Below are 23,926 nucleotides of genomic sequence, written 5' to 3'. Positions count from 1 at the left end.
TAACACTATTTGCAAAGATAATGGAATATTAAAAAATATGCTCTTCATTGAATCGGGATTGTACTTTCTTCCTCGGAGAAACCTTTTTATATTTAAATATATTATACCGTTTTAGTTAAACATACTATACTGTTTATAGTTAAATACAATATACTTTAAACACATTACACTGTTTTGGTTAGCTTTTTCGGGTTTTCTTTTCTAATCATTTGAATGGCGAAAGTGTTCATAAAACTGCCTATGCAGTCTTTTCTTTTCTTAAATCTTAACATGTAATTAACAGTAGTTTTATTAGTTCAATTTCCAGTAAGCAGTCAGGGTTCTTTTAATATAATCAAGCTGACGAAAGGAATCAAGCTAACGAAAGGCACAAAGTAACATTACCTGAAAAGTAATACTACCTAAACATGTTGCCTAGTTATCAGAAACAAAATCCTTTCTTAAGCAAACTTATGAAAATGTGGAATTTATTTTTATCAAGGTAATTTCAAAAAGAGTACTGATAAATTTTGCAATAACTGACAAAAACTTTACTTATCTTTATCCCTCCCCAAAAAACAAATGGAAATAAAACTCAAACTCTCGAGTTTCCATAAAAAGCGATTAGACTTACAGGTATGCATGTGTGACATAACGCCTCATCATCCTGTGGCTGTTGAAATAGTAAGCTATCATACCTATTGAATTGTTAATTAGCTTAATCCACTCATCCTTGCGGTTGTAGTACATGGGGATTATAACATAATACAGCTTATTGTAAAGGTCGCTGAGTTCTGCTGCTTTTGCATCTTCTTCAGAAAGTTTTTCTTCGGGCTGAGGACCAATTGCCCATCCTGTTACACCTTCAATCCAGCCTTCAATCCACCATCCGTCCAGTACGCTGAAGTTTACAACTCCATTATGGGCAGCTTTCATACCGCTCGTACCTGAGGCTTCATAAGGGCGAGTAGGTGTGTTCAGCCAGAGATCGACCCCGGAAACCATTTTCGAGGCAAGATCCATATCATAATTTTCCAGAAAAACAATCTTTATTTCTTCCCTCAAAATCCCAATATTTTTAAAGATATCCCTGATAAGCTGTTTTCCGGCTCCGTCATTCGGATGAGCTTTACCTGCAAAAATAAGTTGAATTTTGCCCAGTCTATTTATTTTTTTAAGCATTTCAAGGTCAGATAAGACCAGGTTTGCTCGTTTGTATGCGGTCATGCGCCGTGCAAAGCCAATTGTCAGGGTCTCGTAATCCATACCCACACCTGTCCTTTTGTTCACCTCGTCAATAAGGGCTCTCTTTGCGTTCCAGTGAGCTTCCCAGATATCAGTGTCCGGAATTCCGTCTATTCTTACCAGAAGTTCGGGTTCGTTTGCCCAGCCAGGCAAGTAGCGGTCGTAAAGTTTCCTGAAATAAGGAGAAGTCCAGGTATATGAGTGAACACCGTTTGTGATTGCCTGGATTTTGTAGCCCGGAAAGAGTTCGCTTGAGATAAGGCTGTGCCTCTTTGTGACTCCATTGACATAGTTTGACAGGTTAAGGGCAAAAAGGCTTGTATTAAAGCGATCGGTTCCTCCGAATCTTCTGAGGATATCCACACAGTTTTTGTCCTGGATGAGGTCTTCTACAAGCCCGTAATCAAACTTATCATGCCCTGCTTCAACAGGGGTATGTGTTGTAAAAATACATAGCTCTTTGACTTTCAGAGGGTCAGTGCCGTTACATCTCAGGAGTTCCAGGCCGAGCAGGCTTGAGTGACCTTCGTTCATGTGATATTTCCTAAGCTTGAAGCCCAATGCATCAAGCATTCTTACTCCCCCTATTCCAAGTACTATTTCCTGCTTGAGTCTGTAGCGCTGGTCTCCCCCATAGAGAAAATCCGTAATTCTGCGATCTTCCCAGTAATTTCCTTCGACATCGGTATCAAGGAAAATAATAGGTACACAGCCTCCTGTAAGGCTTTTATAATTATACAGCCAGGCCTTGATTTTAACATCCCGATTTTGGATTTTTACGCTTACCTCTTCTGAGAGAAGTGTCATAAACCGGGCAGGATTCCACTCTTCGGTGTGTTCGACCTGGTTTCCGGAAGAATCAAGAATTTGCCTGAAATAGCCTTTATTGCTTACCAGTGTTACTGCTACCAGTGGAATATTGAGGTCAGCTGCCGAACGAATAGTGTCCCCTGCAAGTATGCCTAACCCTCCAGCATAAGTCGGAATTTCACTGCTAAGCCCTATTTCCATAGAAAAATAGGCAATCTTCTGTCCTTTCAATACTCCCTGAAGGCCATCCATATTCTCAAACTCGTCTCTTTTTATTTTTTGTAGAGTTATACCAAAAATATATCATCGGTTATATATCAAGTTGACCTCGAAAATTCATTTTGAAACGGGATTTATACCTGAGATACAGAGAGTAAAGAATCTTTAGAAAAGTGAAATAAGGAAATAGGTCAAAAAATTGAATTGTTATTGACCATAATGGCTATGAGCTCGATACTGTATATATATTTTTCTCTTAGGTGATCTCATATTTGTTTGCTCTTTTTTGCAGAATCTTTTTATAGATTCTGACTTTCAAGTCTCTGCATTCTGATACATTTGGAATCTCGAATCACAAGCTTTTTAATTTATTGCGTACTTCTATGTTTGCTAAGCAAAAAATGTAAATATCCGAAATGTATTCAAAGCTTCCTGTAAGAGATTTTAATATACGGAGAATGAGATGTCTAAAGTGGCTTCAAACTCGGCTAAAAATGGAAACGGCAGGCAGAAAGCCTGTAAATACCTGAATGAAGTAGCGTTATGTAACGCTCTTGAGATGGCAAAGGAGCTGATTTCAGTAATAAATAAAGTTCCTGTCACGGTTTTCCTATGGAAGCCGGAAAAGTACTGGCCTGCCGAGTTTGTCTCAGAAAACATAAAGAAATTCGGGTATACCGTAGAAGAGTTTACATCAAGAAAACTCATGTATGGTAATATTGTGCATCCTGACGACCTGGAAAGAGTGGAAAGAGAACTTTTGAGAAGAATAGAAGAAGATTACGTGGATTTTTCTCAGGAGTACCGCATCCTGACTAAGTCAGGCGAAATACGCTGGGTTGAAGAAAGAACTTTCATTGAAGCTGATGAAAATGGAATGGTAAAGTACCTTAAGGGAATAGTCCTGGATATTACTGAGCGGAAGAGGAAAGAAAAATTGCTCTATATCCAGAGAGACCTTGGCATTGCACTCAGCACTTCCGGTTCCCTGAACGAAACTCTTGAGAAACTACTGGATTCCTGCCTGCAAATAGATGAAATCAATGTTGGAGGTATTTATCTCATAGATGAAGAAACAGGAGATATGACGCTTGCCATTCACAGTGGCTTTTCCACTAATTTTGTCGAGCATGCTTCCCATTACGGTGCGAATTCCCCAAATACTAAACTTGTTATGATAGGGCAGCCGGTTTATAAACAGCATATAGACCTGCTTCTCACTTCAAGAGATGATGCACTCAGGCATGAAAATCTCAGGGCTACCGCAATAATCCCCGTAAAATCCGGAAAAAATGTTATTGCAGCTTTTTATCTTGCTTCGAACCTTGAATTCGAGATTCCGGATAGCGTGCGCACTGTCATCGAAACTATCGCAACGCAATTCGGAGTTTTTATCTCTCGCATCCGTCTGGAAGAAAAACTAATAGAATGTAAAAAGAAGAGAAAATCATAAATAGTTTTTTACTCTTTCAGTTATTTTCAACTATTTTCATTTGCTTTTCCAATTTATTTTGGCTATTTTTTGACTCATTTTTGTCGTACTTTAGTTTTTTAAATCATTCATTACTTATTTAAGTCAACTTCCACTATTTTTCTAACATAATATGGAAAAAATCATAAATCTACAATATTCATATCCCTATTGATTGCAGATATAGGTAAAGTTTATAAATTTTGTCCCTCTAAACTGTATGGGGAAAGATAGTATAAACGCATTTTTTCCTTTTGTATTATAAAACTATAAGTTGTTGCAGGACTTAGTTTACTACATGGCTAAAATTTATTAAAAAATTAAAAATTGTATAAAAATTGGAAATTATATCACAGGATTAGAAAGCCTGTAGAGAATTTACATTATCCTGGCAGACCAGTGTCGAGTCAAACACAAAACGTCGTATAAAATCGAGTGCAGTTATTAGGGATCATTAAATCCTTGATAATTGACTTGACACTAGAATAAAATCCAATAAAACGGGTTTTAGCTTAGAGCTATAAATGTTTAGGTGGGGACTATGGCAGAAGAGCTTAAAGATAAGGTTTACGAGTACCTTTCAAATCATTACTATCTGAACCTTGCAACAGTAAGCCCGCAAGGCAGACCAATGGCCCATACAATGGCATATGTATCCGAAGGCACTGTTGTATATATGGTAACTGATAAAAATACTCGGAAAGTCCAGAATATTATGCAGAATCCGTATGTAGCATATACTGTCGACGAGGACGATCCAGACTGGTTTGAGATGCAGGCTCTTCAGATTGAAGGCAAGGCATCAATAGTTACTGATGAAAATGAATTACGAGAAATTGGGGAAATACTGGTAGCCAAATTTCCGATTGCGGCAGACATGCCCCCAGATCCGGATAGTATCATGATAAAAATTGAACCAGAAGTTGTCTATTATCTCGATTACAGCATTAAGTTCGGGTACAGAGAGCAGGTGAACCTATGAAACCCTCATTTTGATTTTTGGTAAAAAACAGTGTTGAAAATAATTCCTTTATACTTAATGTGGTCGCTGTTCTATGATTTGAAGATATCCTGTTATTCCACGCAACTGTCTTAACTTTTGTAGATAACTAAATGAAACAAATGTTTGATTGACGAAACCAGATAAAGCTTGACTAGTAGAGCAGAACAATAATTAGTTATCAAAACTGAACAAAAGTTAAACTGACAGGAAGCTGACTGACAGGATATAAAATCTAAAAATTAAGGTAAAATAATAGAATTAAGGTAAAAATGATAAGAGTAAAGTAAAATGATAGAATTAAGGTAAAAACGATAAGGTAAGGTAAAATGATAGAATTAAGGTAAAAATGATAAGAGTAAGGTAAAAAGGAATGAAAGAAGCAAATCAATGTGGTTTCTGAATTACCATGATTTTTAAGTCATATAATCTTTAAATCAATATAGTTTCAAGTCATATGATCTTTAAATCAGCGTAAGTTTTGCTTCATAAGTTTTGCCTCTGTTCCGGGTTTCATTTTAGACTTCTAATGGAATCACTAATTTATCAATTCCATGTACTACTCCATTACCTGCAACGATATCAGGCTCTGTTATAATTGCGTCTTCTACCATTATCTGTCCTTCAGTTGTGGTATTCACAGTTAGTTTTTCGGTCTCCAGGGAATCCAGGGTATCAACATTTTTAAGATCTGAGGCCATGTATTCTCCGTTGATTACATAACAAGTCAGTACACGGTTCAGCCTCTCTTTATCATTACGAAGGTCATCAAGCGTGCCTTCTGGAAGGCTCTCAAAGGCTATGTCAGTAGGAGCGAAGACAGTATAAGGTCCTCCTTTACTAAGAATGTCCTCAAGTCCTGCATCCCTTGCAAGTGAAGCAAAGGTGGTATATCCTGCCCCTTCTGCAGTTTGAATAATTGTCAAATTGTTGTCTAAATTTTCCGAAGAAGTTTCATTGCCCTGGTCGGAGTTTTCTTCATCCGGTATTATGACTTCTTTTCCTTCATCCATGGAGGTTTCCTCCTGACCAGACATTGATCCTTCTCCAGTATTTTCGCTTGCCGGTTCTGTAACTTGTTCTGTTACATTAGGAGTAGCATCTTCCACTGGAGTTATCCTTTCTTCATTCTCAGGTCCTGTTTTATTGTCCTGGGCATTTTCCGCACAGCCAGAAATAACTAATATTGTTAAAAGTAAAACTACAAGAGTCCCAGATTTTCTAATATCTTTTCCCCCCAAATATATATCTAGAAGATATACTTTATGATTAATTTCACTTCTCAATACATGTTCCTTTGATATAATCTTATCTGTATTTGCAGAAAAACTTCTGTTAAAAAGACGATAGGTCGGTGAAAAGTCGACTCTTATTTACTTTAGTGCTCACTGATCCGGAAACTACAATTTAAGCACCAATTTTTAATTTCATTCTTAAGTTTGTCTTAGGATTAGCTGGTTACTAAAGAATATTATTTATATGCTTTGTGCACTTATGTGCCATAGCGTGCAGATTATGACAATAACATATAGTGATATCAAGCCATGGGGCAGGTCTTTCAACGAATATGTCAGAATGTTTGATTTAACACCTGCCGATCTCAGACGAAAGATAGTGGGTTGTGGAGATGGACCTGCAAGCTTCAATGCAGAACTTACAGAACGAGGAGGAAATGTAACATCAGTCGACCCTGTTTACATTTTCAGTGCTGACGAGATAAGACAGAGAATTTATGAAACCTATAATGACATTATTGACCAGACTCAGAAAAATCAGGATAAGTTTATCTGGCAAGAAATCGGCTCAGTTGAAGAACTTGGAAATATAAGAATGTCAGCTATGGAGAAATTCCTGAATGATTTTTCGGAAGGCTTGATGCAAAAAAGATATATACCGGGTGAACTGCCCTTTCTGCCTTTTAGTGATAAAGAGTTTGATCTGGCACTGTGCTCGCACTTGTTATTTCTATACACGGATAATTTGTCACTGGAGTTTCATTTGAAATCGATAGAGGAGTTGTGCAGGGTTTCAAATGAAGTCAGAATATTTCCGTTGCTGGACTTAAATACTGACCGATCGTCATACGTTGAGCCTATAATCGATTTTTTAAGGATGAGAAATCGAAATGTAAAAGAAATAAAAGTAGCATACGAGTTTCAAAAAGGCGGGAACATGATGTTAAGAATTTGTTAGATATTATGAGGCAAAAGGTTATTGTCCATAACCTCAGGTTTGCCATCTGCCTCGACAAGACCCACCTCATTATCAAGGAATCCGTGGACTTCAGGGCACGAGTGTCAGTAATCTGGAATAAGGTTAATCTGTATACTCGAGAAGAAAATCATATTTTTGCAGTCAGTTTTTCTATTTGACAATTTTCTCGTTTTCATATCCGGTTTTTTCGAATATTTTATTCCAGATTCTTTATATTGTTGCTCAGACTCAATGTTTTCTATTTTTTGCTTAAAAGTCCAAGATAATCCTTTTCCAGAAAGGTTATTAAAATACACAAACTCAGCCTTCGATACAGAATTCTGACGCTTAAATATATAAATTTATACTGCGACCATTTGATGGTGATATCATGGTAAAATTAAGCGAAGAGATGAAGACTGCATTCTCGAAGGTAAAGATTTTTCCCGTAGCTACGGCCTCAAAAGAAGGAGTTCCTAACGTAGTGCCTATAGGGTTCTGCCAGCTTGTAGATGATGAAACAATATGGATTGCAGATAATTTCATGGCTAAATCCCTGGCAAACCTTAAGGAAAATCCAAACGTGGCAGTCTATGTGTGGGGACCAGATACAGGCGGCTGTTTTCAGATAAAAGGTAAAGCTGATATTATTGACTCTGGGGAAAAATTTGAAAAAATGAAAGCAATTGTGCATGCGGCAAAACCCGGACTTCCTGCAAAGAGCCTAATAGAAGTAAGAATTAGCGATGTGTTCCAGTGTGCTCCCGGCCCTGACGCAGGAAAGAAGTTACTCTAATCAAGTTTTTGATCATATCATATCATATCAGCACCGTATCTGGATAAGCACCCATAAGTGCCGATAAGAAGAACAAACTATGGCTGAGAGTGTCGAAATGGCTGAAAATAAGGAAAATGTCCCTGTTTTTTGTGAAAAGTTCTGCATAGTCTGCAAGGGTGCAAGAGAAGGAAATAAAATTTGCAAGGCTATCCAGAATATCGAGTTGAAAATCTTCGGGAAAAACGGCTGTATCTGGGGAGCCGCAAGGACAAAATATTACGGAGTCACTCCTGATAAAAAACTCCCTGTAAATTCAAGAAAAAAATAGACAAAAATAGACAAAAGCAGAATGGTAGAAGGAAAGGAATAGGAAATAAAGTTCAGTGATATAAAGAGATATAGTGTAATGTAATCTCTAATAATAACAAATTAAGAGAAAATAGGTAACTGAAACTAACATAATTAGTTGAACAGAATTGAGAACGGACAGATATCTATTCTTTTTTGTTCATATTTACTATCTTTCGTTTTTTCGAGGATTTCTTTTAAACATAATTTTTATCTGTATATAGCTGTAAATTTTATATTGCTTTCATAGGTAAATTTGTCAATACCTTAGATTTATTGTGCAAGATTATCCGTAAATACAATCCAGAAGTAAAGATCTATGAAGAAGGCCTAAATATAAAATACATGAATGAATTTCGAGAATAAAAATACCAGAAATGATTCCAAGAATTCCGAAAATAAAAATTTACCAGAAATGATTCAGGAACTCTGAAAATAGAAGCTTACCAGAAATGATTCCAGAAAAAATCCTAACAAAGTTAAGAGGAAGGACATTCAAACTATGCCTGTACTGAGCATTGTTGCCTGCAGGATGCTCGAAGATGAGCTTGTACATATATTATCAAAAGACCGTGAGCTACAGCAGCTAATCGTTGTAGAAAATCGGGAAATCTCAGGGTTCCTTCGTAAGCTCAGGTCAAGAAACTGCAACCCAAAGACAGTTTTTCTGGATCGGATCCCAATGCTTCTCAAAGGTTACTCCAGCTATGATTTAAGAATTCCTGCAGGATTCTTTTCCAGTTTTCCTATCTTCAATAGATTTTGCAGGAAACGGAAACTTGGAGAAGAGGTAAATATTGTAGTAAACTTATTAAGCCTGGACTTACATGCCGATCTTGATATTTTAAAGACGGAGGTTTACAGAAATATCCGTGAGATGTCTCTTTTTTCGGATGGAATCCTGATTTTTTATGGTATCTGCGGACATGCACTTGGAAAACTGGAAGAAGATTTAGCTGATCTTAAATGCCCGCTTTTTTTCCTGAAAGACCGAGATGGAGAAACCATAGAGGACTGCATTAGTCTGGCGCTTGGAGGAAATGAAGCTTATGCCAGGGCCATGACCAATTTTCAGGGTGTGGGAACTATCTACCTGACACCTATGTGGGCCTCAAGCTGGAAGCAGCTTGAAAATAAAAACGGAAGCAGAGATTTCAACAATCGTTACCTGAAAAATCCACTCTACTGCCTGGCTGCAAAAATCGATAGTGGGCTTGTAGCTGATCCAGATTTCCATATAAATGTTAAAGAGTTCGCCTGCACGTTTGATATGAAAGTTGTGAATCTCAGAGGAAATCTGGAAATTACCGAACAGTCATACCTGAACGCCCGAAACGGCATAAACGAAAAACAGTAAAGGACCAATTTAAGTTTTTATTGAAAGTTCATTTAACTTATGTTCTCACTTGCGATAGACTATGGGGAAGTTTAGGAGACTAAAACATAAAAAAGAGAACAAGCTTTAACTGGTTTTAAATCTGTCTAACATTTACTAAAATTTATATACTTTCTCACCTTTTTAATCAATAATATATTACTTTCAAACTTTTATATGTTACTTTCAAACTCTTTCTAACGATTGAATTCCCTGGGGGTGTCCGGAATAGATATTAGTAAAAAAGTTCTTTTAATAACTCTCATAATTTTTGGTGTTCTTGCAGCTTCGTTTACCCTCACCCATAACATGCAGCTTTCAAATTTTTTAGATCTTGAAGAGTTGGATACACTGAATAATGTAGAAAGAGTACAGAATGCCATTTCAACCCAGCAAGGATATCTTAATTATATAGCACAGGATTGGGCTTGCTGGAACGATACTTATTCATTTATTGAAGACGGAAATGAGACGTTTATACGGAAAAACATTCAGAATCATACTCTTGCCAAGCTTAAAATTAATGTAATGCTTTTTGTGAACAATTCCGGGTCTCTTGTTTATGCAAAATCGGTTAATATCGATACCTCACAGGAAACACTGGTTCCTGAGGAACTCCTTAGATTAGTGGAAGACGGGACCCTCCTTACAAAAGGAGAAAACGGAAATATAAGTGGTTTTGTCCTGCTCGATGGAAAACCCATGTTTATTTCGTGTCATTCTATCCTTACTACAAATTATACAGGTCCTGTGAGAGGAACTGTGATTTTCGGCAGATATTTTGATGACAATCTCCTTGAATCCTTTAAAGAAACCACCCGTTCTTCACTTTTGATGTATAGTGTTGATGACAATCTTCCTCCTGATTTCCAGGCTAAGCTTAACAACTTTTCACATAGTCCGCAACATACTATTGTCGAACCTCTTAATGACAGCAGAATAGCTGGTTATTTTGAACTGCCGGATATTTCAGGTAAACCTGCTCTTGTTATTAGGGCGGATTTTCCAAGAGAACTCTATCTGTATGGCGAGAGAACCCTGAATAACATGTATCTCTTCCTTTTGCTAATCGGTCTGATAACCATGGTTGGGGTTAAATTTGCTCTTGATAAGTTATTCATCTCAAGGCTAATAGGAATTGATAATTTTGTTACCCAGGTAAGATCGGAAAAGGATCTTTCCAGAAGATTGTCTCTCAAGGACAATGATGAACTTTACCGTCTTTCCAGGGAAATAAACGGAATGTTAAACGAAATTGATCTTGCACAGCAGGAGTTAAAGGCACAGGAAAGAGAAAAGAAAGTCCTGCTTGATTCTCTGAATGAACTGGCAATTTTCGTAAGTCCTGAACGTAATATTATCTGGGCAAACAAAGTTGCCCTGGAATTTATGAAGATAGATCTCCAAAAAGCAGTGGGTCTATGCCTCAAGAATACTCCTGATATAAATAGCCCGTTATCCGATTACCTTCAACTTGAGCAAGTTTTCACTACAGGCAACAAAAAATCAGAAGAGTTTACTGCAAAAGACGGTAAAGTCTGGTTTGTTCAGGCAATACCTGTAACCGAAGAGGGCGGAAAAATTATAGGAGTCCTCGAAATGTGCAGGGACATTACGGAAAGGAAAGCAGCAGAAACCCTCCTGCAGGAAAAACAAATAGCAGAAGCCGCAAATCGCACCAAAAGCGAGTTTCTGGCGAATGTGAGCCATGAACTGAGAACCCCGCTTAATTCTATAATAGGTTTTTCTGACCTTTTATATGAACAGGTATACGGTGAACTTAACGAAAAACAGTTAAAGTCCGTTGGGAACATCTCAAAGAGTGGAAAACACCTTCTTAATCTGATAAATGGCATCCTTGATCTCTCGAAAGTAGAAGCTGGAAAAATGGAGCTCAATTATACAAAGTTTGAGCTTGCCGGTAAGTTTAACATACTGAGAAATCTTCTGTCTCCTATAGCTGACCGAAAAAATATTCAAGTTGAAATCGATATAGATAGCAGTCTTTCCACTATATGTGCTGACGAAGCAAGGTTCGTTCAAATAATGTATAACCTTGTTGATAATGCGATAAAGTTCTCCTTTGAAAACGGGCTTGTAAAAATAGGAGCACGAAAAAAAGGAGATATGGTAGAAATAACGGTCATGGATACTGGAATTGGGATTAAACCTGAGGACCAAAGTAAACTTTTCAAGCCTTTCAGCCAGGTTGATTCCTTTTTGTCCAAACAGTTTCAGGGAACCGGGCTGGGGCTTTCGCTGGTTAAACAGATTGTCAAGTTGCATGGCGGATATATCTGGTTCAAAAGCAATCCTGGAGAGGGAAGCACTTTTGCTTTCGCTATTCCGATAAAAGGTAATAATAACAGTGAACATGGAACGATTGGACTAAACAGTAAAACACAGGGTAAAAGATAAAACTACGGAAAAAATAAAAAGTTGATAAATAAAAAAGTTATTAAATAAAAAATTGAAAAATAATAGGCTGAAAAATAGAAAGCTGAAAAATAGAAAGCTGAAAGATTAAAAAATTTGAAAATTTGAATGTTGAAAAATAGAAGTTTAACTTTGTTATATCTAACTCAGGTCTCTATAATTACTTGAATTCGTTCTCTCTAGCTTAAAGTTAGAAAACCGGTTCTTCAACTTTCTGAACGAAACCGTGACCGAAATCAACACATAGATTGATAGGCTCGATCTTGGTTTTCTGCAAACTCAACAGTTCTTCCAGTGAAAAAACTGCATACTTATTTTTTCTTCTCCTGTATTCTTTCAATTGATCGTAGTCGAAGCAGAGATTATCATAGCTAGTTACATATCTTAACCAATCTACTGGAATTGCTAGATTTAATAAAAGCGGGATAGCAGTTTCGAAATAAAGCCTGCAAGCTTTTTTTCTTGACAATTTACACGAATTATCTATTTTGAAATTTATTTTTTCATTTTCAAGTGTAAGGACTAATGGGTAGATTTTACAGAATACAGGCTTAAACTCTCGACAGTTACATTCTTTACTTTCTTCACTTAAAAATGGGCACAACTTTCCTAATTTTAATACATGTATTAAAGTTCCATCGTCCATTTTCAGAACATCAAGGTAGCGAATTTTAAATTCCGAAACATTTATACCCATTTTTTCTGCCATATATTCTTCTTCTCCGGGCAATAAAGTTCCGATTTTATTATGCTCGCATGCTCCCCCACATTCACGGCAGATTTTAAAAGTATTCCTGTTACTTCCACTGAATATCTTGTGTAAGTTTTCGTACTTTTGCATAGATATTTTCTTGTATAACACCTAAAAACCTCTTTGTAATCATTTATACATTTTTATTTTATTTTCCTGAAATCGACCTAAAAACCCACTCCTACGGCATTTCCATTGCATATATTTTTAATAAGTAATATTTACATGTATGCATGATTGTGCTAACATTTCTGAGATTCAAAAAAATAAAAATAGGTTAGACTTTAAGTAAACGATTCAAAAGTGCTAATCTTGCGAAAAAAATAAATACTATAAAAATTTTATAAGATAATATTGCTTTTGAGGCATTAAGGTTTAATAAAGTATAATGAGTTAAATCCTGAACGAAATTGAAATTTTTTATAATGAAAAACTTTGAGAAGCTCCATTTTTAAGAAATTTTACCTGGTGCATTTTTCATATAAAGCACATTACTGTCCGTAAAAATTGTTGTAAAAGTAGTTTTGCATTCAGTTCATAATGTCAACTTGTCAAACCAAGATATATTGAATATAGAAGAAACTGCATTCAATAAAGCACATAGAAAAGCGAATCCGATAAAAGAAACTTTTTGACCCAAGAGAGTAACTATGGCTCAAAAGAGAGGTAGGAAAATGACATACCTCTCGATTTTCAATTCCCTTAAACAGGAATGAAAGTTTCGGAGGTACTTTTCCTCTCTCCAGGCACCGTTTTCAAGGTTAAAAACCTGAGAGGTTTAATGGGATTGAAAATATCTTACCCCACGAGTATTCAGTCCGGATAGCTTTCCAGCCGCTTGTTTCGGAACGCTTGATTATCTCCATTCTGTTTTTCTGGATAACTTTCTGGTTGCTCGTTCCAGAACACCGGAACATTTTCATTCTGCTTTCCCACTTCCATAAAATACTTGTTATTGTAATAATACCAGACTTTAGCAGCTGGATATGTACTTTCCAGGTACTCGTCATAATTGATTTCCGATACGTCCGCAGGTACTATAGAGCAGTTTTCATTGTCATAGTATGGTCCTTCAGTCGGGTCAAGTGGGAACCATTCCCCATTTTCATAAACTTCTACCCAGGCGTGACCACCACTAACATTTCCGAAATCTACTTTTCCTATAGCTACACGTACAGTACTTTCATTATATTGTCCTGAGGTGATCAGCAGGGATGCAAGAGTATTTGCCTGCTCCTCACAGTCACTGACAGGCTCTCCGTAATCCGGACTGCTGGAATAAGTAGGAGTTTTTTCAAGGAACTCTGTTGGAGTAAGCCACTTTTCATCCACGCCGTTCAGAGTCTCATCTGAGACCCAGATCCACGATAAAGCGGCTTCATAGATCTCGTATTTATCGTCAAGACTATTTTCTTTAAGGTAAGAGGTTACAGCGTCTGCATATGGGGTAACACAGGATTGATAGTAGGAAGTATTTTGCTGCGTTATGTATTGTTCATCCAGAAAACTCCTTGATCTCATGTCAGGAGGTACATCTTCCGAAGGTTCTTCTCTGGTGACAGCCGGAGATGACTGTTGGTACCTTCTTTCGTTATTCGTGGGTTGGAAATTTTGTGGCATATTTCTATTTCTTTCCCCGGGAAACAAAGGAAATTTCGAATTTAAATTTTGAAAATCATTAACTCTACTTTCAATGGTACTTACAAAACTGCAGTACTGGACCTCAAGACTCGGGGGTTCAATAAATAACCAATCTGTAGTATTCTTATATTCCGGGCTGCTTCCGATATTTCCATCTTTAGCGCTTGCGCCAGTACAGGGAAAGATAGCCAGTATAAAGACGGCTATCAAAATCGCATTACTTCTTTTCATTTAACCATCTACCTTTGTTTTATAATTTTTTAATTTCCTCAAACTGATTTCTCCTATCGAAAACTCAATAAGTCCAAAAGCTCCGCTTTTAAAGCTATAGGTTTAAAACATTATAATAATATGTATAAAGTTCTTTTCCCCGATGCAAAGCCTCTTTTTCTGAGCACATCATTAGCTAGTTGCTTAGTCGTTTATCAATTCGGAAAAGTTCCATGCCATAAATCGGTCTGTTACTATCAAAAAAAGGTAAATTCACGTTCCTGCAGTAAACAAATAATTTTGAACTTTCGGCTCTACCAACCTGTTTGTCTTACCGTAATTACTGATAAGTAATCCTTGAACTGCTTGCTCTATTCTTCTTGGCTCCTTTACTATAAGTAAGAGAAAATTCCTTCTTTTTTCAGAAAAAACTGCTAAGTCAATCATACTCATTTTTTGTCCGACTTCTATTTTTCCAAAGAAGCAGAAGATTAAGAAAAGGTTGATTGCCTTTCTTCTTTCTTTTCCATTCATAATATGAATCATTCGTATCTTAGTGCATCTACTGGTTTTAACTTTGAAGCCCTGTACGCAGGGACTACTCCTGAGATCACTCCTATTAAAACTGCCAGGATGAGCCCAAAAGCCATCAGGTCAGGAGCAAGATATATGTCTGAAGAGCCTCCTCCTCTCATCATTCGCAGACCCAGCATAGGGAAAAGAGTTGAAACACAAGCTCCCAGAATATCTCCAAGGATACCACCAACAAGACCAACCATTGCGGAATTAAAGAGAAAAATCATGAGAATATCTCGATTTTTCGCTCCAATGGCTTTCATAGTTCCTATCTCCTTTGTCTTTTCAAGGACCGAGGTAAACATGGTGTTTGCAATCCCAACGGCTCCCACAAGCAAGGACACTGCTGCAATAGCACCAAGGAATAGAGTCATTGAACTCGTCATTTCAGTAACGGACTCTGCCATCGATTTGGAAGCTGTCACGGAAAAGTCCCTATCATCTTCCTGAACTATATGTCTCGAAACCATGAGCTTATCCACTATGTCTTCCATCAATCCATCAACCAGATCTTCACTCTTTGCTTTCACAGTAATTGAATCATAAACACCTTCTTCTGCGTCATCAAGCAGGTTTACTGCTCCATCGATCGGCATGTAAATACTTCGGTCCCCACGCTCACCTTCTTCTTCCAGGATTCCGACAACGCGCACTGCTTTGCCGTTTATATTTATTACCTGGTTGACACCTATTTCCTGGTCATAAACTCCACTTGCAATCCCACTTCCTATGACTGCAACATACTTATCAGCAGGTTCGAGTAATCTTCCTGATTGCGTTTTCAGAGTAGTCATGTATTTCCAGACCTGAGGATCCACACCTGTAATAGAGAGAGTGGCATTTTGCGCTGCATAAATCACTGATTCACTGCCTGAGATCTGGCCAGCTATGTACTGTATTCCATCCAGACCCTGAAGAGCTTCAATGTCGTCATCTGTCAATTCAGAGTCTGTTGATGAACCCCTCATCCCAGGAAAGCCAGGCATGTTAGATGATGCTTTGGTATATCCTGGACTTATGGTTATTTTTGTCAGGTCCATTTCGGCGAGCCTGCTCTGCACCTGCTCCTGCATGGCATCTCCAAGGGAGAGGATGCCGACAACAGACCCAATTCCTATAACTATCCCAATAATGGTCAGCCAACTTCTGAGCTTGCTATGCACAAGCATGTTCAAACCCATCTTCAAATAGGTCGATTGTCTCATCTTGCATCCTTCCATTCTTTTTCAATCAAGACTTTTTTGAAAAGGGTTGCGTAAACCATTTCGCTGTTTTTCACGCCGACCACGCCGTTTTTTATGGAGACATCCCTTTTCAATCTCGAATTGTCCCTGAACCTGTTCCTGAGCCATGCTTCTGGTCTTCAGGCTTTTTATTTTCGGATTGTTTCTCACCTTCTGTCTGCCTTTTTTTGCGGTATATGATTAAACCTGCTCCCGCAACAGCTATTAAAACAATATAAACTAGGTATGAACTGAAGCCACTGCTGTTACCTGCTGCTCCTGGTCTTGCTCGTCCCTGTGCAGTCATACTTCCGGCAGTCGTTTCGAGTTTTACTTCCTTATCAACTGTCACTCTTTCTCCTCTTGCATCCGTATATTCAATCTGGACTTTTAGAGGATTGGAACCTTTTGAAGTTACATTTTCATCTTTCTCTCTTGCTCTTGCAGCCTCCCCTGATGTCCCTGCACTACTTTCAGTTCCTCCAACGCCCTGTGTGCTTGCAACATTGAAAGATGCAATTGTATAGTCTCCTTTCTCAAGGTTTCCAACAATTGTTGAAGAGCTTCCTGAGACCCTGTACCCGTTTTGATCAGGAACCGAGACTTTCACGGAATATGCCATGTTGTTACCAACGTTTGCAACTGAAAGGGAAATTTCTCCCTGGTCACTTTCAGAAAAGGAAACATCAAAATCGGTTTCTCCACCGACGAAAAGCCCTGCTGTGGTCGCAATATTTTTTTCATTGGAATTGTAGTCTTCAAAGCTAAGGTTTACATTCAGAGTGTAGAGTCCGGGATCTGCGTTTACATCTGCCATTACCGAGTAAGATACGGTTACGGAGTCACCTGCAGCCAGATATTTGATGTATTTTGTGTTATCCGAATAAACCGGCAGAATTACCCCTTTTGGGTCTTTCCAGGAAATTACCATATTTTTCAGAGGTGAGTTTCCGGTGTTTGTTATTATAAATTCCAGAGGTTCTTCCTTTGCCAGGTCAATACTTGCCTTGTTTATGGTAACAATCTGCGCGTACTCTTTACCCCTTACCTCGAGCTGGATGGTTTTTGTAATGGTAATCACGTTTGACGAGGAACCGCTTTCTTTAGCAGTGGTAGTAATATCTATATCGTATGTGCCTTCTGAAGCGTTGGCATCTGTCATAAGCTTGAATTTAAGGACTGCTGCATCGTCATCATCCTGCCGTGCATTCAGGTAGGAGACTTTTTTTGTCAGGTCTTCTCCGGAAATCTTACTGAAAGGATATTTCGGGTTCACTGTGACAACAATGTCCTTCAGGTCAGCATTTCCTACATTTTGTATGCTGACAGTGAGCTCAACAGGTTCTCCAGGACGAGCAGCGTCAGGGTTCTGCTTGGTCAGGTCTACTTCCAAAAATGAAGACTGTATATTGCCATTAGAGGCAAGTGCCGTTCCAGCTCCAAGGCATATGAACACTAAATACAACAGTAGTATTTTTAGTAAAGAGAACTTTTTCATTTTGACTCCTCAACTCATGTTTACTTCATTTTTCATACCTCGTTATTTTTCATAATTGGTTTTTTCATAATTGGTTTTTTCATACCGATTCTTTTTCGTATTGGTTCTTTTTTCATACCTCATTACTTTTCCTTGCATGTCTCGATTTTTTCAATCTCACCATCTCTTATGTACACGATTCTTGTTGCATATTTTACAAGTTCAAGGTCATGGGTAACAATAATAATAGTCTTACCTTCACTTTTCTGCAGTCCATCAAGAAACTCTAAAATGTAATCTCCAGTCTTGGTATCAAGGTTTCCTGTAGGTTCATCTGCAAGGATTATAGGCGGGTTTACAGCCAGAGAACGGGCTATTGCAACTCTCTGCTTCTGCCCGCCGGAAAGCTGGGAGGGAAGGTTCTTTTTCTTATCTGAAAGTCCGACGATTTCAAGCAGATATGAGGCTTTTTGTCGGGCAATTTGTCGATTTTCTTCCTGAAATTCCATAGGTAAAAGCACGTTTTCTTCAGTGTTCAGAGTTGGAAGAAGGTTGAAGCTCTGGAATATGAAACCAATCATCTGTCCTCGGACAACGGCGAGTTCCGATTCGTTCAATTCTGAGATGTCCTTCGAATTCAGGCAAACCGTGCCTTTTGATGGTATATCCAGGCAGCCTAGCAAATTCATAAGCGTGCTTTTCCCACTTCCGCTGGGCCCGAGAATTATCAGAAATTCCCCTTCGTAAATTTCCAGGTTTATTCCTTTCAGGGCTGCAAACTCAATTTCCCCCATCTGATAAATTTTCCAGACATTAGTCAGTTTGATAAGTGGAACCTCCCCATTCCTGGAGGTATTTTCTGAACCCAAATTTTTAGCAAAATTACGAGCTGGACCGCCATACGGGCTGTTTTTCGTGATCACCCCTGGATTATTTATTTCGGAATCATTGTCCGATTCGCCGTAGAAATCTGCTGCTTTCTCAAGCGACTTTAAAACGTATGAGGCATTTAATTTCTTTTTAAATGTCTCTATAATCTTGATAAGTGTCATACATACCCTCTAAACTATATCCATGCTTCAGCGTTATCGGACTAATTTCTATTTTGTCCGTATTCTACCTGAAACATCTAATCTAAAGGCACATATTAATATTTATCATACTGTTATTTAGGTTTACTGCTATTTTATTATCCTTCTAGAATTGCAGGATTAGTAACATAATAGCAGTCTACGTTTTTGAGGCACCTGCAAGATGCGAAGTGCCTCACATTTGGAGTAGGGGTTGATAGCCGCTCCGTGTTTTGAGACACTGTAAAATGTACAGTGCCTCATTTTCTGGAGTGCAGGTTTGACTGCTTCCTTCTATCACTTTTCAAATGGGAGAACTTTTGTGCTGATTTAAGAGTTCCTAAGAGTGGCGAGGTATCCTATCTCTATCAGTTTATTTCCCATTGAATTCTCTAAGGTTAAGGCTTCTGCATCTGACAGATGCCTTACTTTTCAGTTTCCAGGAGAAGGCAGTCATCTCCTTCATTGGAGTTTAATAATAAAAGCATACTTAGCAAAAACAGGAGATATACAGAACTAACTTATCAATGAAGCTTTTCTACAGGTTTTTTGTTAAGTTTAATCTTTAATCAGATATTAAATAAAAAATTAAATCTCAGTAAAGTATTATCTGCTGGGAATTTCTCAAAAGATCCTTCAAACCTGCCATTAAGTCCATTTCCACCGACAAAACTAAAGTTTAGATTATTTTTTCAGTGTTTTGACCCGGTCTCAGGAATTTCACCTGACATTGAGAGGAAAGAACTCTTCGAGACTTATAAGGTTTTTTAAACTCTTAACAGAGCCAGCAGGATATGCTTGAAAGTGGAACAGCTAAACAGAACATCTAAAATTGAACGTCTAAAATTGAACATCTAAAATTGGAACATCTAAAACTGGAACATCTAAAACTGGAACGGCTCATCAGGATCTATTTTCAAAAGTTTAATATGTGAAGACATAACGTAGGGAATCCTGCATTCAGGAAAGAGGATATTGGGTGCTTAACAGGAATAAACATGATTTTGCCATAATTCTTGGAGTACTTCAGCTACAGGACAGTTTTTTTACCTTCCCTTGCATGTTTAGTTCTTATTACATAGACAATTAACAAATATAGGTTAAAGGTCTCTAATTAAAATTAATATTCCATAATTAAGTTTTATTCGAAAACAAATGGTTTATTTCATTTTTAAATAAAAAGTAAGTCCTTTTTTACCTTCATTTTTTGCAAGTATCTTTATTTCTTTTTCTGCCAATTCGGGAGAGTGCAGTATTCGCCGGAAATCAGCAAAACTGCTGTAGTGGATGATTGATGTAACAAGATCATCAATGAAAATTAATAAAATGAATTGAAATTAAGAATCTTACAATAGTGTAGCTATAAACATCAAAATGGAGGGAGGAAATGAAAAAAATAAAGCTCAACTATCTATTAGACTTGGCATTTTTTGTTCAATTTGTCTTAGTCGGTTATTCAGGTCTTATAATGTATTTTAATCACCGTGCAGCAGGTCCGATCTTAAGACTGATCCATGATAAAGTTGGGGTTCTGATGCTTCTTTTCTTTGTCGTTCATGTTACACTGCACTGGAGATGGATATTACTTCGCACAAAGAATCTTTTCAGAAAAGAAGGACAAATAAAAGAGACAAAAAAAACAAAGCTTAACTATTTTGTGGACTTGGCATTTTTCGTTCAATTTGCTTTAGTTGGTTATTCAGGTTTTATAATGTTTTTCAACCACCATGCAGCAGGCCCAATCTTGAGGCTTATTCATGATAAAATCGGAATCCTTATGCTGTTTTTCTTTGTTGCTCACATTGCACTCCATTGGAGATGGATAATATTCACCACAAGGAGCTTATTCAGTATACAAAGAGAGATGAAAGAGGGTGAAGTTATCGAAGCAAACTATATGCCTGTAGACTGAGGTAGGTAAAATCCAAGGATAAAAAGTTGTTTAGGGTAGAAAAATAGATTAGACAAATAAAAAGTTTAGGATCGAAAAATAGTTTAGGGAAGTAAAAAGTTTAGGATCGAAAAATGGATCAGAGTAAGAAAGTGGTTTAGGGTAGGAAAGGGAAATTCTCATAATTTTTGAAAGTATTGTCTGACATGAAACGGGTTAGACAATTGCCGGAGAAGCCTGAGTCTCTAAAGGCAATAAAAGGTAAGCTAAATAAAAGGTGAACTTCTAGCTAAAACTCTCTTTTTTCACGAAAATAATAAATTACTGAGAAAATTGCCAGACAGTTAGCTGGTTGATGCTTATGTTGGTATTTGTTCAGCAGCTTTCAAATATCTGGTTCGCAACTTGAGTATTTTATTATCTGTTATTCAAAATTTACACTCTGTAGTCTAAAATCCGTTCCCTGTGTATTATCATTTCTCTATGACCTTCATATATGGATTAATAGCTATACGATTCTCAGGATATGCGATTTTGCTCCGCTTGCAGATAAAGGATTCCTCAAAGTCGGCTCCCATTTGCTGTGCCAAACTCGAAGGAATACCCATTATCATCAATTCTGGAGGCAGCCAGGGGTTTCCTGTAGGATCAACAGGGCCGACATAAGCTGAGTCTTTCGGTGCATTTTCTGCCATGCCTGCCGGGAAAGCGATCATCGTAGCGCAAATGGGTCCTCCGGGTATCACGGTTTTGAAAAAGGGCTCAGAGCTATTGAACTGCGCCAGCCCGCAGAGGTTCCTGATCTGCTCGCTGCCTGCAAAGACAATAAAAGACCTGACAGTTTCAGGTACCGGATTGTGAGTACACGGAGCAATGACTGTGTATTTTCCATGTGGAAGGATTTCTCCTGCTCTCTTTCTCTGCTCATCGAATAGCTCAGGAGTTGCTTTTAAATGTTCGGCAGCACCTCCATGGAAATCAGGTGTGCCCACAGTTACGAAGTATTTAAGCTTCGGGTGCGGTTCCGCTAACCCCATCCAGGTCATCCCACCGGCACAACACTGTTCATGACCTGCTTCAATATAGACCGGAGGCGTCTCTTCAAAGAGAGCTGATGCATAAATCGCCTTTGCTACACAGCGGTCTACAGTGTATGACGGAACTGCGTCTTCAGGAATTTCATCCGTATCGTAAATACATAGAGGACGCAGTTTTAATCTGCCAGCTTCAGTAAGCTTATTCCCCAATTCCTTAACACTTAATAGATTTGTTGATGTTATACAATCACCCTCAAAGAAGGTTATTTTTGAATCCAGCCTTTTTCCATCCAGTAATCGCAGTTATGCGTCCAGTGGTCTTTATTGGCAAGAAGGACATACTTGAACCGCTCTCTCCAGGTTTTCTGTGCAGCTTCCTGTTCAGGATATTGCCTTTTCTCGTTTATTGATTTAACAAGGTCTTTTCCCATTTCACGAGATTTTTCAATAGCTGCTTCCAATGCTGAAGGGCCCTGCGACATTGCACAGCCAACTCCCCCGATGGTATTGCCCCCGCAGATTTTCATGTAGTTGTTCATAATATCAAGTACAAAATCGACTTCACGACTACCTGCTGTAGTCAATGAAAAACCATATTTCCCTTCAAAGAGCTGTTCATGAACCATGAGTGGACTTCTATCAAACAGTGTCTTGAGTTGTGCTGTAACATTTGTTATGTAGTTAGGGCTACTCAAGATAATTCCGTCTGCAGCTAGTAGTTTTCCCATTACTAAATTGAAGTCATCTTTTATTGTGCATTCACCTTTCTCATGACACGAATCACATGCAATACAATATTTGATCTTCAACTTTGCAATGTCAATAGCTTCAACTTCAGCTTCTGCCTCTGCAGCTCCTTGGAGGGCTGCATCCATTAGTTTTAGAGTGTTACTCTTTTTGCCTCGTGGGCTTGACAGTATACCAACTACTTTCATAGTTTCCCTCTTTGTATGTCTACAAAACACAAAAACAATTAATGAAAGTTCATGTTCTTACTTATGCGAAAACAAATAAATAATGCAAAAAATAAGAATATGTAAAAATCGTCTTCAATGATAATATTTTTTCCTACTGAATATTTGATAAGTCTATTCTGAAACTTAAAATTTGATTTTTGAATTTGGTATTCGGAACAGTCAGTTGAATAGCTAATTACTAAAATGATCCTGAAAAATTATGATGAAGAAGCAAATAGGTTTTAGGACAGACTCATAATATGATTGAGTTTTCATGGCAACTGTTAATTTTAAGAAAATAATGATTGCAACCGACGGCTCAGACTACTCCGGGCTAGCTGCCGAAAAAGGAATAGGACTTGCTCGATTGAGTGGAGGGACGGTTTTTGCAGTCTGTGTGGTGTCAAATACTTCCTTGTCTATGTATATGGATTATCTTTCTTCTACTGGTGTGAGTCCTAATTGGGAGTTGATATATGAAGGATTGGAAATCCAGGCTCAACAGGCTGTAGATTATGTAAAAGGTTTAGGAGAGAAAAAAGGAATCAATGTGGAGTCCATCGTGCTTGAAGGAGTTCCTGTAGATGAACTTATTCATTATGCCGAGGAAAACGGAATGGATATTATTGTTATGGGTACTCTTGGCAGAACAGGAATTGAACGGCTGCTTTTAGGCAGCGTTGCTGGAAATGTGGTTCGGTACTCAAAAGTTCCTGTTGTGGTTGTAAGGAAAAAACATAAAGCATGAGGCTGAACTCAAGTAAACTATAATTTTTAACCTTTAAATTTTGCTTTTTTTCAGGCTTCTTTCTTATTATCCGTCCTCTCCATCTCAATTCAAAAACTTTCTTTCCAAATTCATAACCTACATCATATCTGAATTCGAGTATAAAATATCCATGTTTTAAGTATATAAATGCCAATAAGACTAAACAATAGCTATTGGAAATATCTATAGAAAGTTTGTAATATGTGCACGACATATTTACTAAACACGGAAATTGGGGATGATGACCGTGGAAAAATCAAAAAAGATTATAAAATATTTAATTTTAGGAACTTTCGTTGGAATTTTGTTGATTTATCTTAAGTTTAAGAGAGTAAACATTAATGAGTAAGCCTCAGGAAACTTCACCTATACTTTTAACACCAAATAAACTTTACTCTCTTGAAGAATTTTTAACTCAAGTATTTCAGATTAGCTTTTAAAACTCCTTATCTAATTTGATATATTTCTTTA

20 protein-coding genes are annotated in these 23,926 nt (G+C 37.7%); 10 read left to right on the top strand and 10 right to left on the bottom strand.

Going from position 1 to position 23,926, the window contains the following annotated elements; translation table 11 throughout:
* Positions 1-609 precede the first annotated feature (609 nt).
* A complete protein-coding gene (gene glgP / locus MSBR3_RS05100) occupies positions 610-2,286 on the bottom strand; it encodes an alpha-glucan family phosphorylase (RefSeq protein WP_048106878.1) in 1,677 nt (558 codons plus the stop codon).
* 430 nt (positions 2,287-2,716) lie between these two features.
* Here glgP and amzR point away from each other — a divergent pair, with 430 nt between their 5' ends.
* Positions 2,717-3,706 carry an archaeal metabolite-sensing zipper-like regulator AmzR gene (gene amzR, locus MSBR3_RS05095; RefSeq protein WP_048106873.1) on the top strand — a complete coding sequence of 330 codons (990 nt, stop codon included), beginning with the start codon at positions 2,717-2,719 and terminating at the stop codon, positions 3,704-3,706.
* Between the two features lie 559 nt (positions 3,707-4,265).
* Positions 4,266-4,706 (top strand): pyridoxamine 5'-phosphate oxidase family protein, encoded by a 441-nt coding sequence (locus tag MSBR3_RS05090; protein ID WP_048106871.1) that lies wholly within the window; start codon positions 4,266-4,268, stop codon positions 4,704-4,706.
* 536 nt (positions 4,707-5,242) lie between these two features.
* Here MSBR3_RS05090 and MSBR3_RS05085 read toward each other — a convergent pair.
* On the bottom strand, positions 5,243-5,965 hold the full coding sequence (locus tag MSBR3_RS05085; RefSeq protein ID WP_230627820.1) for a fasciclin domain-containing protein: 723 nt from the start codon (positions 5,963-5,965) through the stop codon (positions 5,243-5,245).
* Between the two features lie 274 nt (positions 5,966-6,239).
* Here MSBR3_RS05085 and MSBR3_RS05080 point away from each other — a divergent pair, with 274 nt between their 5' ends.
* The 6 genes from MSBR3_RS05080 (at position 6,240) to MSBR3_RS05055 (ending at position 11,836) form a co-directional block, all read left to right on the top strand.
* Positions 6,240-6,917 (top strand): SAM-dependent methyltransferase, encoded by a 678-nt coding sequence (locus tag MSBR3_RS05080; RefSeq protein WP_048106869.1) that lies wholly within the window; start codon positions 6,240-6,242, stop codon positions 6,915-6,917.
* Positions 6,911-7,096: a hypothetical protein gene (locus tag MSBR3_RS20015; protein WP_155396725.1), complete on the top strand. Its 186-nt coding sequence runs from the start codon at positions 6,911-6,913 to the stop codon at positions 7,094-7,096. The genes MSBR3_RS05080 and MSBR3_RS20015 overlap by 7 nt, the downstream gene beginning before the upstream one ends.
* Positions 7,097-7,308: 212 nt before the next feature.
* Entirely contained in the window at positions 7,309-7,713 is a 405-nt protein-coding gene (locus MSBR3_RS05070; RefSeq protein WP_048106863.1) for a pyridoxamine 5'-phosphate oxidase family protein, read from the top strand.
* A gap of 79 nt (positions 7,714-7,792) precedes the next feature.
* Positions 7,793-8,023: a hypothetical protein gene (locus MSBR3_RS05065; RefSeq protein ID WP_394297719.1), complete on the top strand. Its 231-nt coding sequence runs from the start codon at positions 7,793-7,795 to the stop codon at positions 8,021-8,023.
* 522 nt (positions 8,024-8,545) lie between these two features.
* Positions 8,546-9,400 carry a DUF1638 domain-containing protein gene (locus MSBR3_RS05060; protein ID WP_048106861.1) on the top strand — a complete coding sequence of 285 codons (855 nt, stop codon included), beginning with the start codon at positions 8,546-8,548 and terminating at the stop codon, positions 9,398-9,400.
* A gap of 222 nt (positions 9,401-9,622) precedes the next feature.
* A complete protein-coding gene (locus tag MSBR3_RS05055; RefSeq protein ID WP_268989119.1) occupies positions 9,623-11,836 on the top strand; it encodes a CHASE4 domain-containing protein in 2,214 nt (737 codons plus the stop codon).
* Positions 11,837-12,044: 208 nt separating this feature from the next.
* Here MSBR3_RS05055 and MSBR3_RS05050 read toward each other — a convergent pair whose 3' ends face one another.
* From MSBR3_RS05050 to MSBR3_RS05025, 6 genes are all read right to left on the bottom strand, one after another.
* Complete coding sequence (locus MSBR3_RS05050) at positions 12,045-12,716, bottom strand: YkgJ family cysteine cluster protein (RefSeq protein ID WP_048106858.1); 672 nt, start codon at positions 12,714-12,716, stop codon at positions 12,045-12,047.
* A 702-nt stretch (positions 12,717-13,418) separates the two neighbouring features.
* Entirely contained in the window at positions 13,419-14,477 is a 1,059-nt protein-coding gene (locus MSBR3_RS05045; RefSeq protein WP_048106854.1) for a transglutaminase-like domain-containing protein, read from the bottom strand.
* 252 nt (positions 14,478-14,729) lie between these two features.
* Positions 14,730-14,990 carry a hypothetical protein gene (locus MSBR3_RS05040; protein WP_155396724.1) on the bottom strand — a complete coding sequence of 87 codons (261 nt, stop codon included), beginning with the start codon at positions 14,988-14,990 and terminating at the stop codon, positions 14,730-14,732.
* A gap of 8 nt (positions 14,991-14,998) precedes the next feature.
* A complete protein-coding gene (locus MSBR3_RS05035; RefSeq protein WP_048106850.1) occupies positions 14,999-16,237 on the bottom strand; it encodes an ABC transporter permease in 1,239 nt (412 codons plus the stop codon).
* Between the two features lie 109 nt (positions 16,238-16,346).
* Positions 16,347-17,753, bottom strand: a complete 1,407-nt coding sequence (locus MSBR3_RS05030; RefSeq protein WP_048106849.1) for a COG1361 S-layer family protein — start codon at positions 17,751-17,753, stop codon at positions 16,347-16,349.
* Positions 17,754-17,875: 122 nt separating this feature from the next.
* The gene (locus MSBR3_RS05025) at positions 17,876-18,784 is read right to left on the bottom strand and encodes an ABC transporter ATP-binding protein (protein WP_080942203.1); all 909 of its coding nucleotides are present in this window, start codon (positions 18,782-18,784) and stop codon (positions 17,876-17,878) included.
* A 1,405-nt stretch (positions 18,785-20,189) separates the two neighbouring features.
* Here MSBR3_RS05025 and MSBR3_RS05020 point away from each other — a divergent pair.
* Positions 20,190-20,714: a DUF4405 domain-containing protein gene (locus tag MSBR3_RS05020; protein ID WP_048106848.1), complete on the top strand. Its 525-nt coding sequence runs from the start codon at positions 20,190-20,192 to the stop codon at positions 20,712-20,714.
* A 452-nt stretch (positions 20,715-21,166) separates the two neighbouring features.
* Here the strand turns inward: MSBR3_RS05020 and MSBR3_RS05015 are convergent, their stop codons facing one another.
* Positions 21,167-21,940, bottom strand: a complete 774-nt coding sequence (locus MSBR3_RS05015; protein ID WP_230627817.1) for a DUF169 domain-containing protein — start codon at positions 21,938-21,940, stop codon at positions 21,167-21,169.
* A gap of 53 nt (positions 21,941-21,993) precedes the next feature.
* Positions 21,994-22,665, bottom strand: coding sequence for a flavodoxin family protein (locus tag MSBR3_RS05010; protein WP_048106846.1), 672 nt, complete (start codon positions 22,663-22,665; stop codon positions 21,994-21,996).
* 295 nt (positions 22,666-22,960) lie between these two features.
* Here MSBR3_RS05010 and MSBR3_RS05005 point away from each other — a divergent pair, with 295 nt between their 5' ends.
* The gene (locus MSBR3_RS05005) at positions 22,961-23,434 is read left to right on the top strand and encodes a universal stress protein (protein ID WP_048106845.1); all 474 of its coding nucleotides are present in this window, start codon (positions 22,961-22,963) and stop codon (positions 23,432-23,434) included.
* Positions 23,435-23,926 lie beyond the last annotated feature (492 nt).

The organism is Methanosarcina barkeri 3 (genome assembly GCF_000970305.1).
Lineage (GTDB): Archaea > Halobacteriota > Methanosarcinia > Methanosarcinales > Methanosarcinaceae > Methanosarcina > Methanosarcina barkeri_A.
The sequence above is the reverse complement of the archived record's forward strand: the minus strand, read 5'-3'. Positions and strand labels throughout refer to the sequence as shown.

Coding starts and splice junctions, on each gene's coding strand:
- MSBR3_RS05035 (WP_048106850.1), bottom strand. CDS start 16,237: ATGAGACAATCGACCTATTTGAAGATGGGTTTGAACATGCTTGTGCAT.
- MSBR3_RS05070 (WP_048106863.1), top strand. CDS start 7,309: ATGGTAAAATTAAGCGAAGAGATGAAGACTGCATTCTCGAAGGTAAAG.
- MSBR3_RS05065 (WP_394297719.1), top strand. CDS start 7,793: ATGGCTGAGAGTGTCGAAATGGCTGAAAATAAGGAAAATGTCCCTGTT.
- MSBR3_RS05025 (WP_080942203.1), bottom strand. CDS start 18,784: ATGACACTTATCAAGATTATAGAGACATTTAAAAAGAAATTAAATGCC.
- MSBR3_RS05040 (WP_155396724.1), bottom strand. CDS start 14,990: ATGAATGGAAAAGAAAGAAGAAAGGCAATCAACCTTTTCTTAATCTTC.
- MSBR3_RS05010 (WP_048106846.1), bottom strand. CDS start 22,665: ATGAAAGTAGTTGGTATACTGTCAAGCCCACGAGGCAAAAAGAGTAAC.
- MSBR3_RS05005 (WP_048106845.1), top strand. CDS start 22,961: ATGGCAACTGTTAATTTTAAGAAAATAATGATTGCAACCGACGGCTCA.
- amzR (WP_048106873.1), top strand. CDS start 2,717: ATGTCTAAAGTGGCTTCAAACTCGGCTAAAAATGGAAACGGCAGGCAG.
- MSBR3_RS05045 (WP_048106854.1), bottom strand. CDS start 14,477: ATGAAAAGAAGTAATGCGATTTTGATAGCCGTCTTTATACTGGCTATC.
- MSBR3_RS05030 (WP_048106849.1), bottom strand. CDS start 17,753: ATGAAAAAGTTCTCTTTACTAAAAATACTACTGTTGTATTTAGTGTTC.
- glgP (WP_048106878.1), bottom strand. CDS start 2,286: ATGGATGGCCTTCAGGGAGTATTGAAAGGACAGAAGATTGCCTATTTT.
- MSBR3_RS05090 (WP_048106871.1), top strand. CDS start 4,266: ATGGCAGAAGAGCTTAAAGATAAGGTTTACGAGTACCTTTCAAATCAT.
- MSBR3_RS05080 (WP_048106869.1), top strand. CDS start 6,240: ATGACAATAACATATAGTGATATCAAGCCATGGGGCAGGTCTTTCAAC.
- MSBR3_RS05060 (WP_048106861.1), top strand. CDS start 8,546: ATGCCTGTACTGAGCATTGTTGCCTGCAGGATGCTCGAAGATGAGCTT.
- MSBR3_RS05020 (WP_048106848.1), top strand. CDS start 20,190: ATGAAAAAAATAAAGCTCAACTATCTATTAGACTTGGCATTTTTTGTT.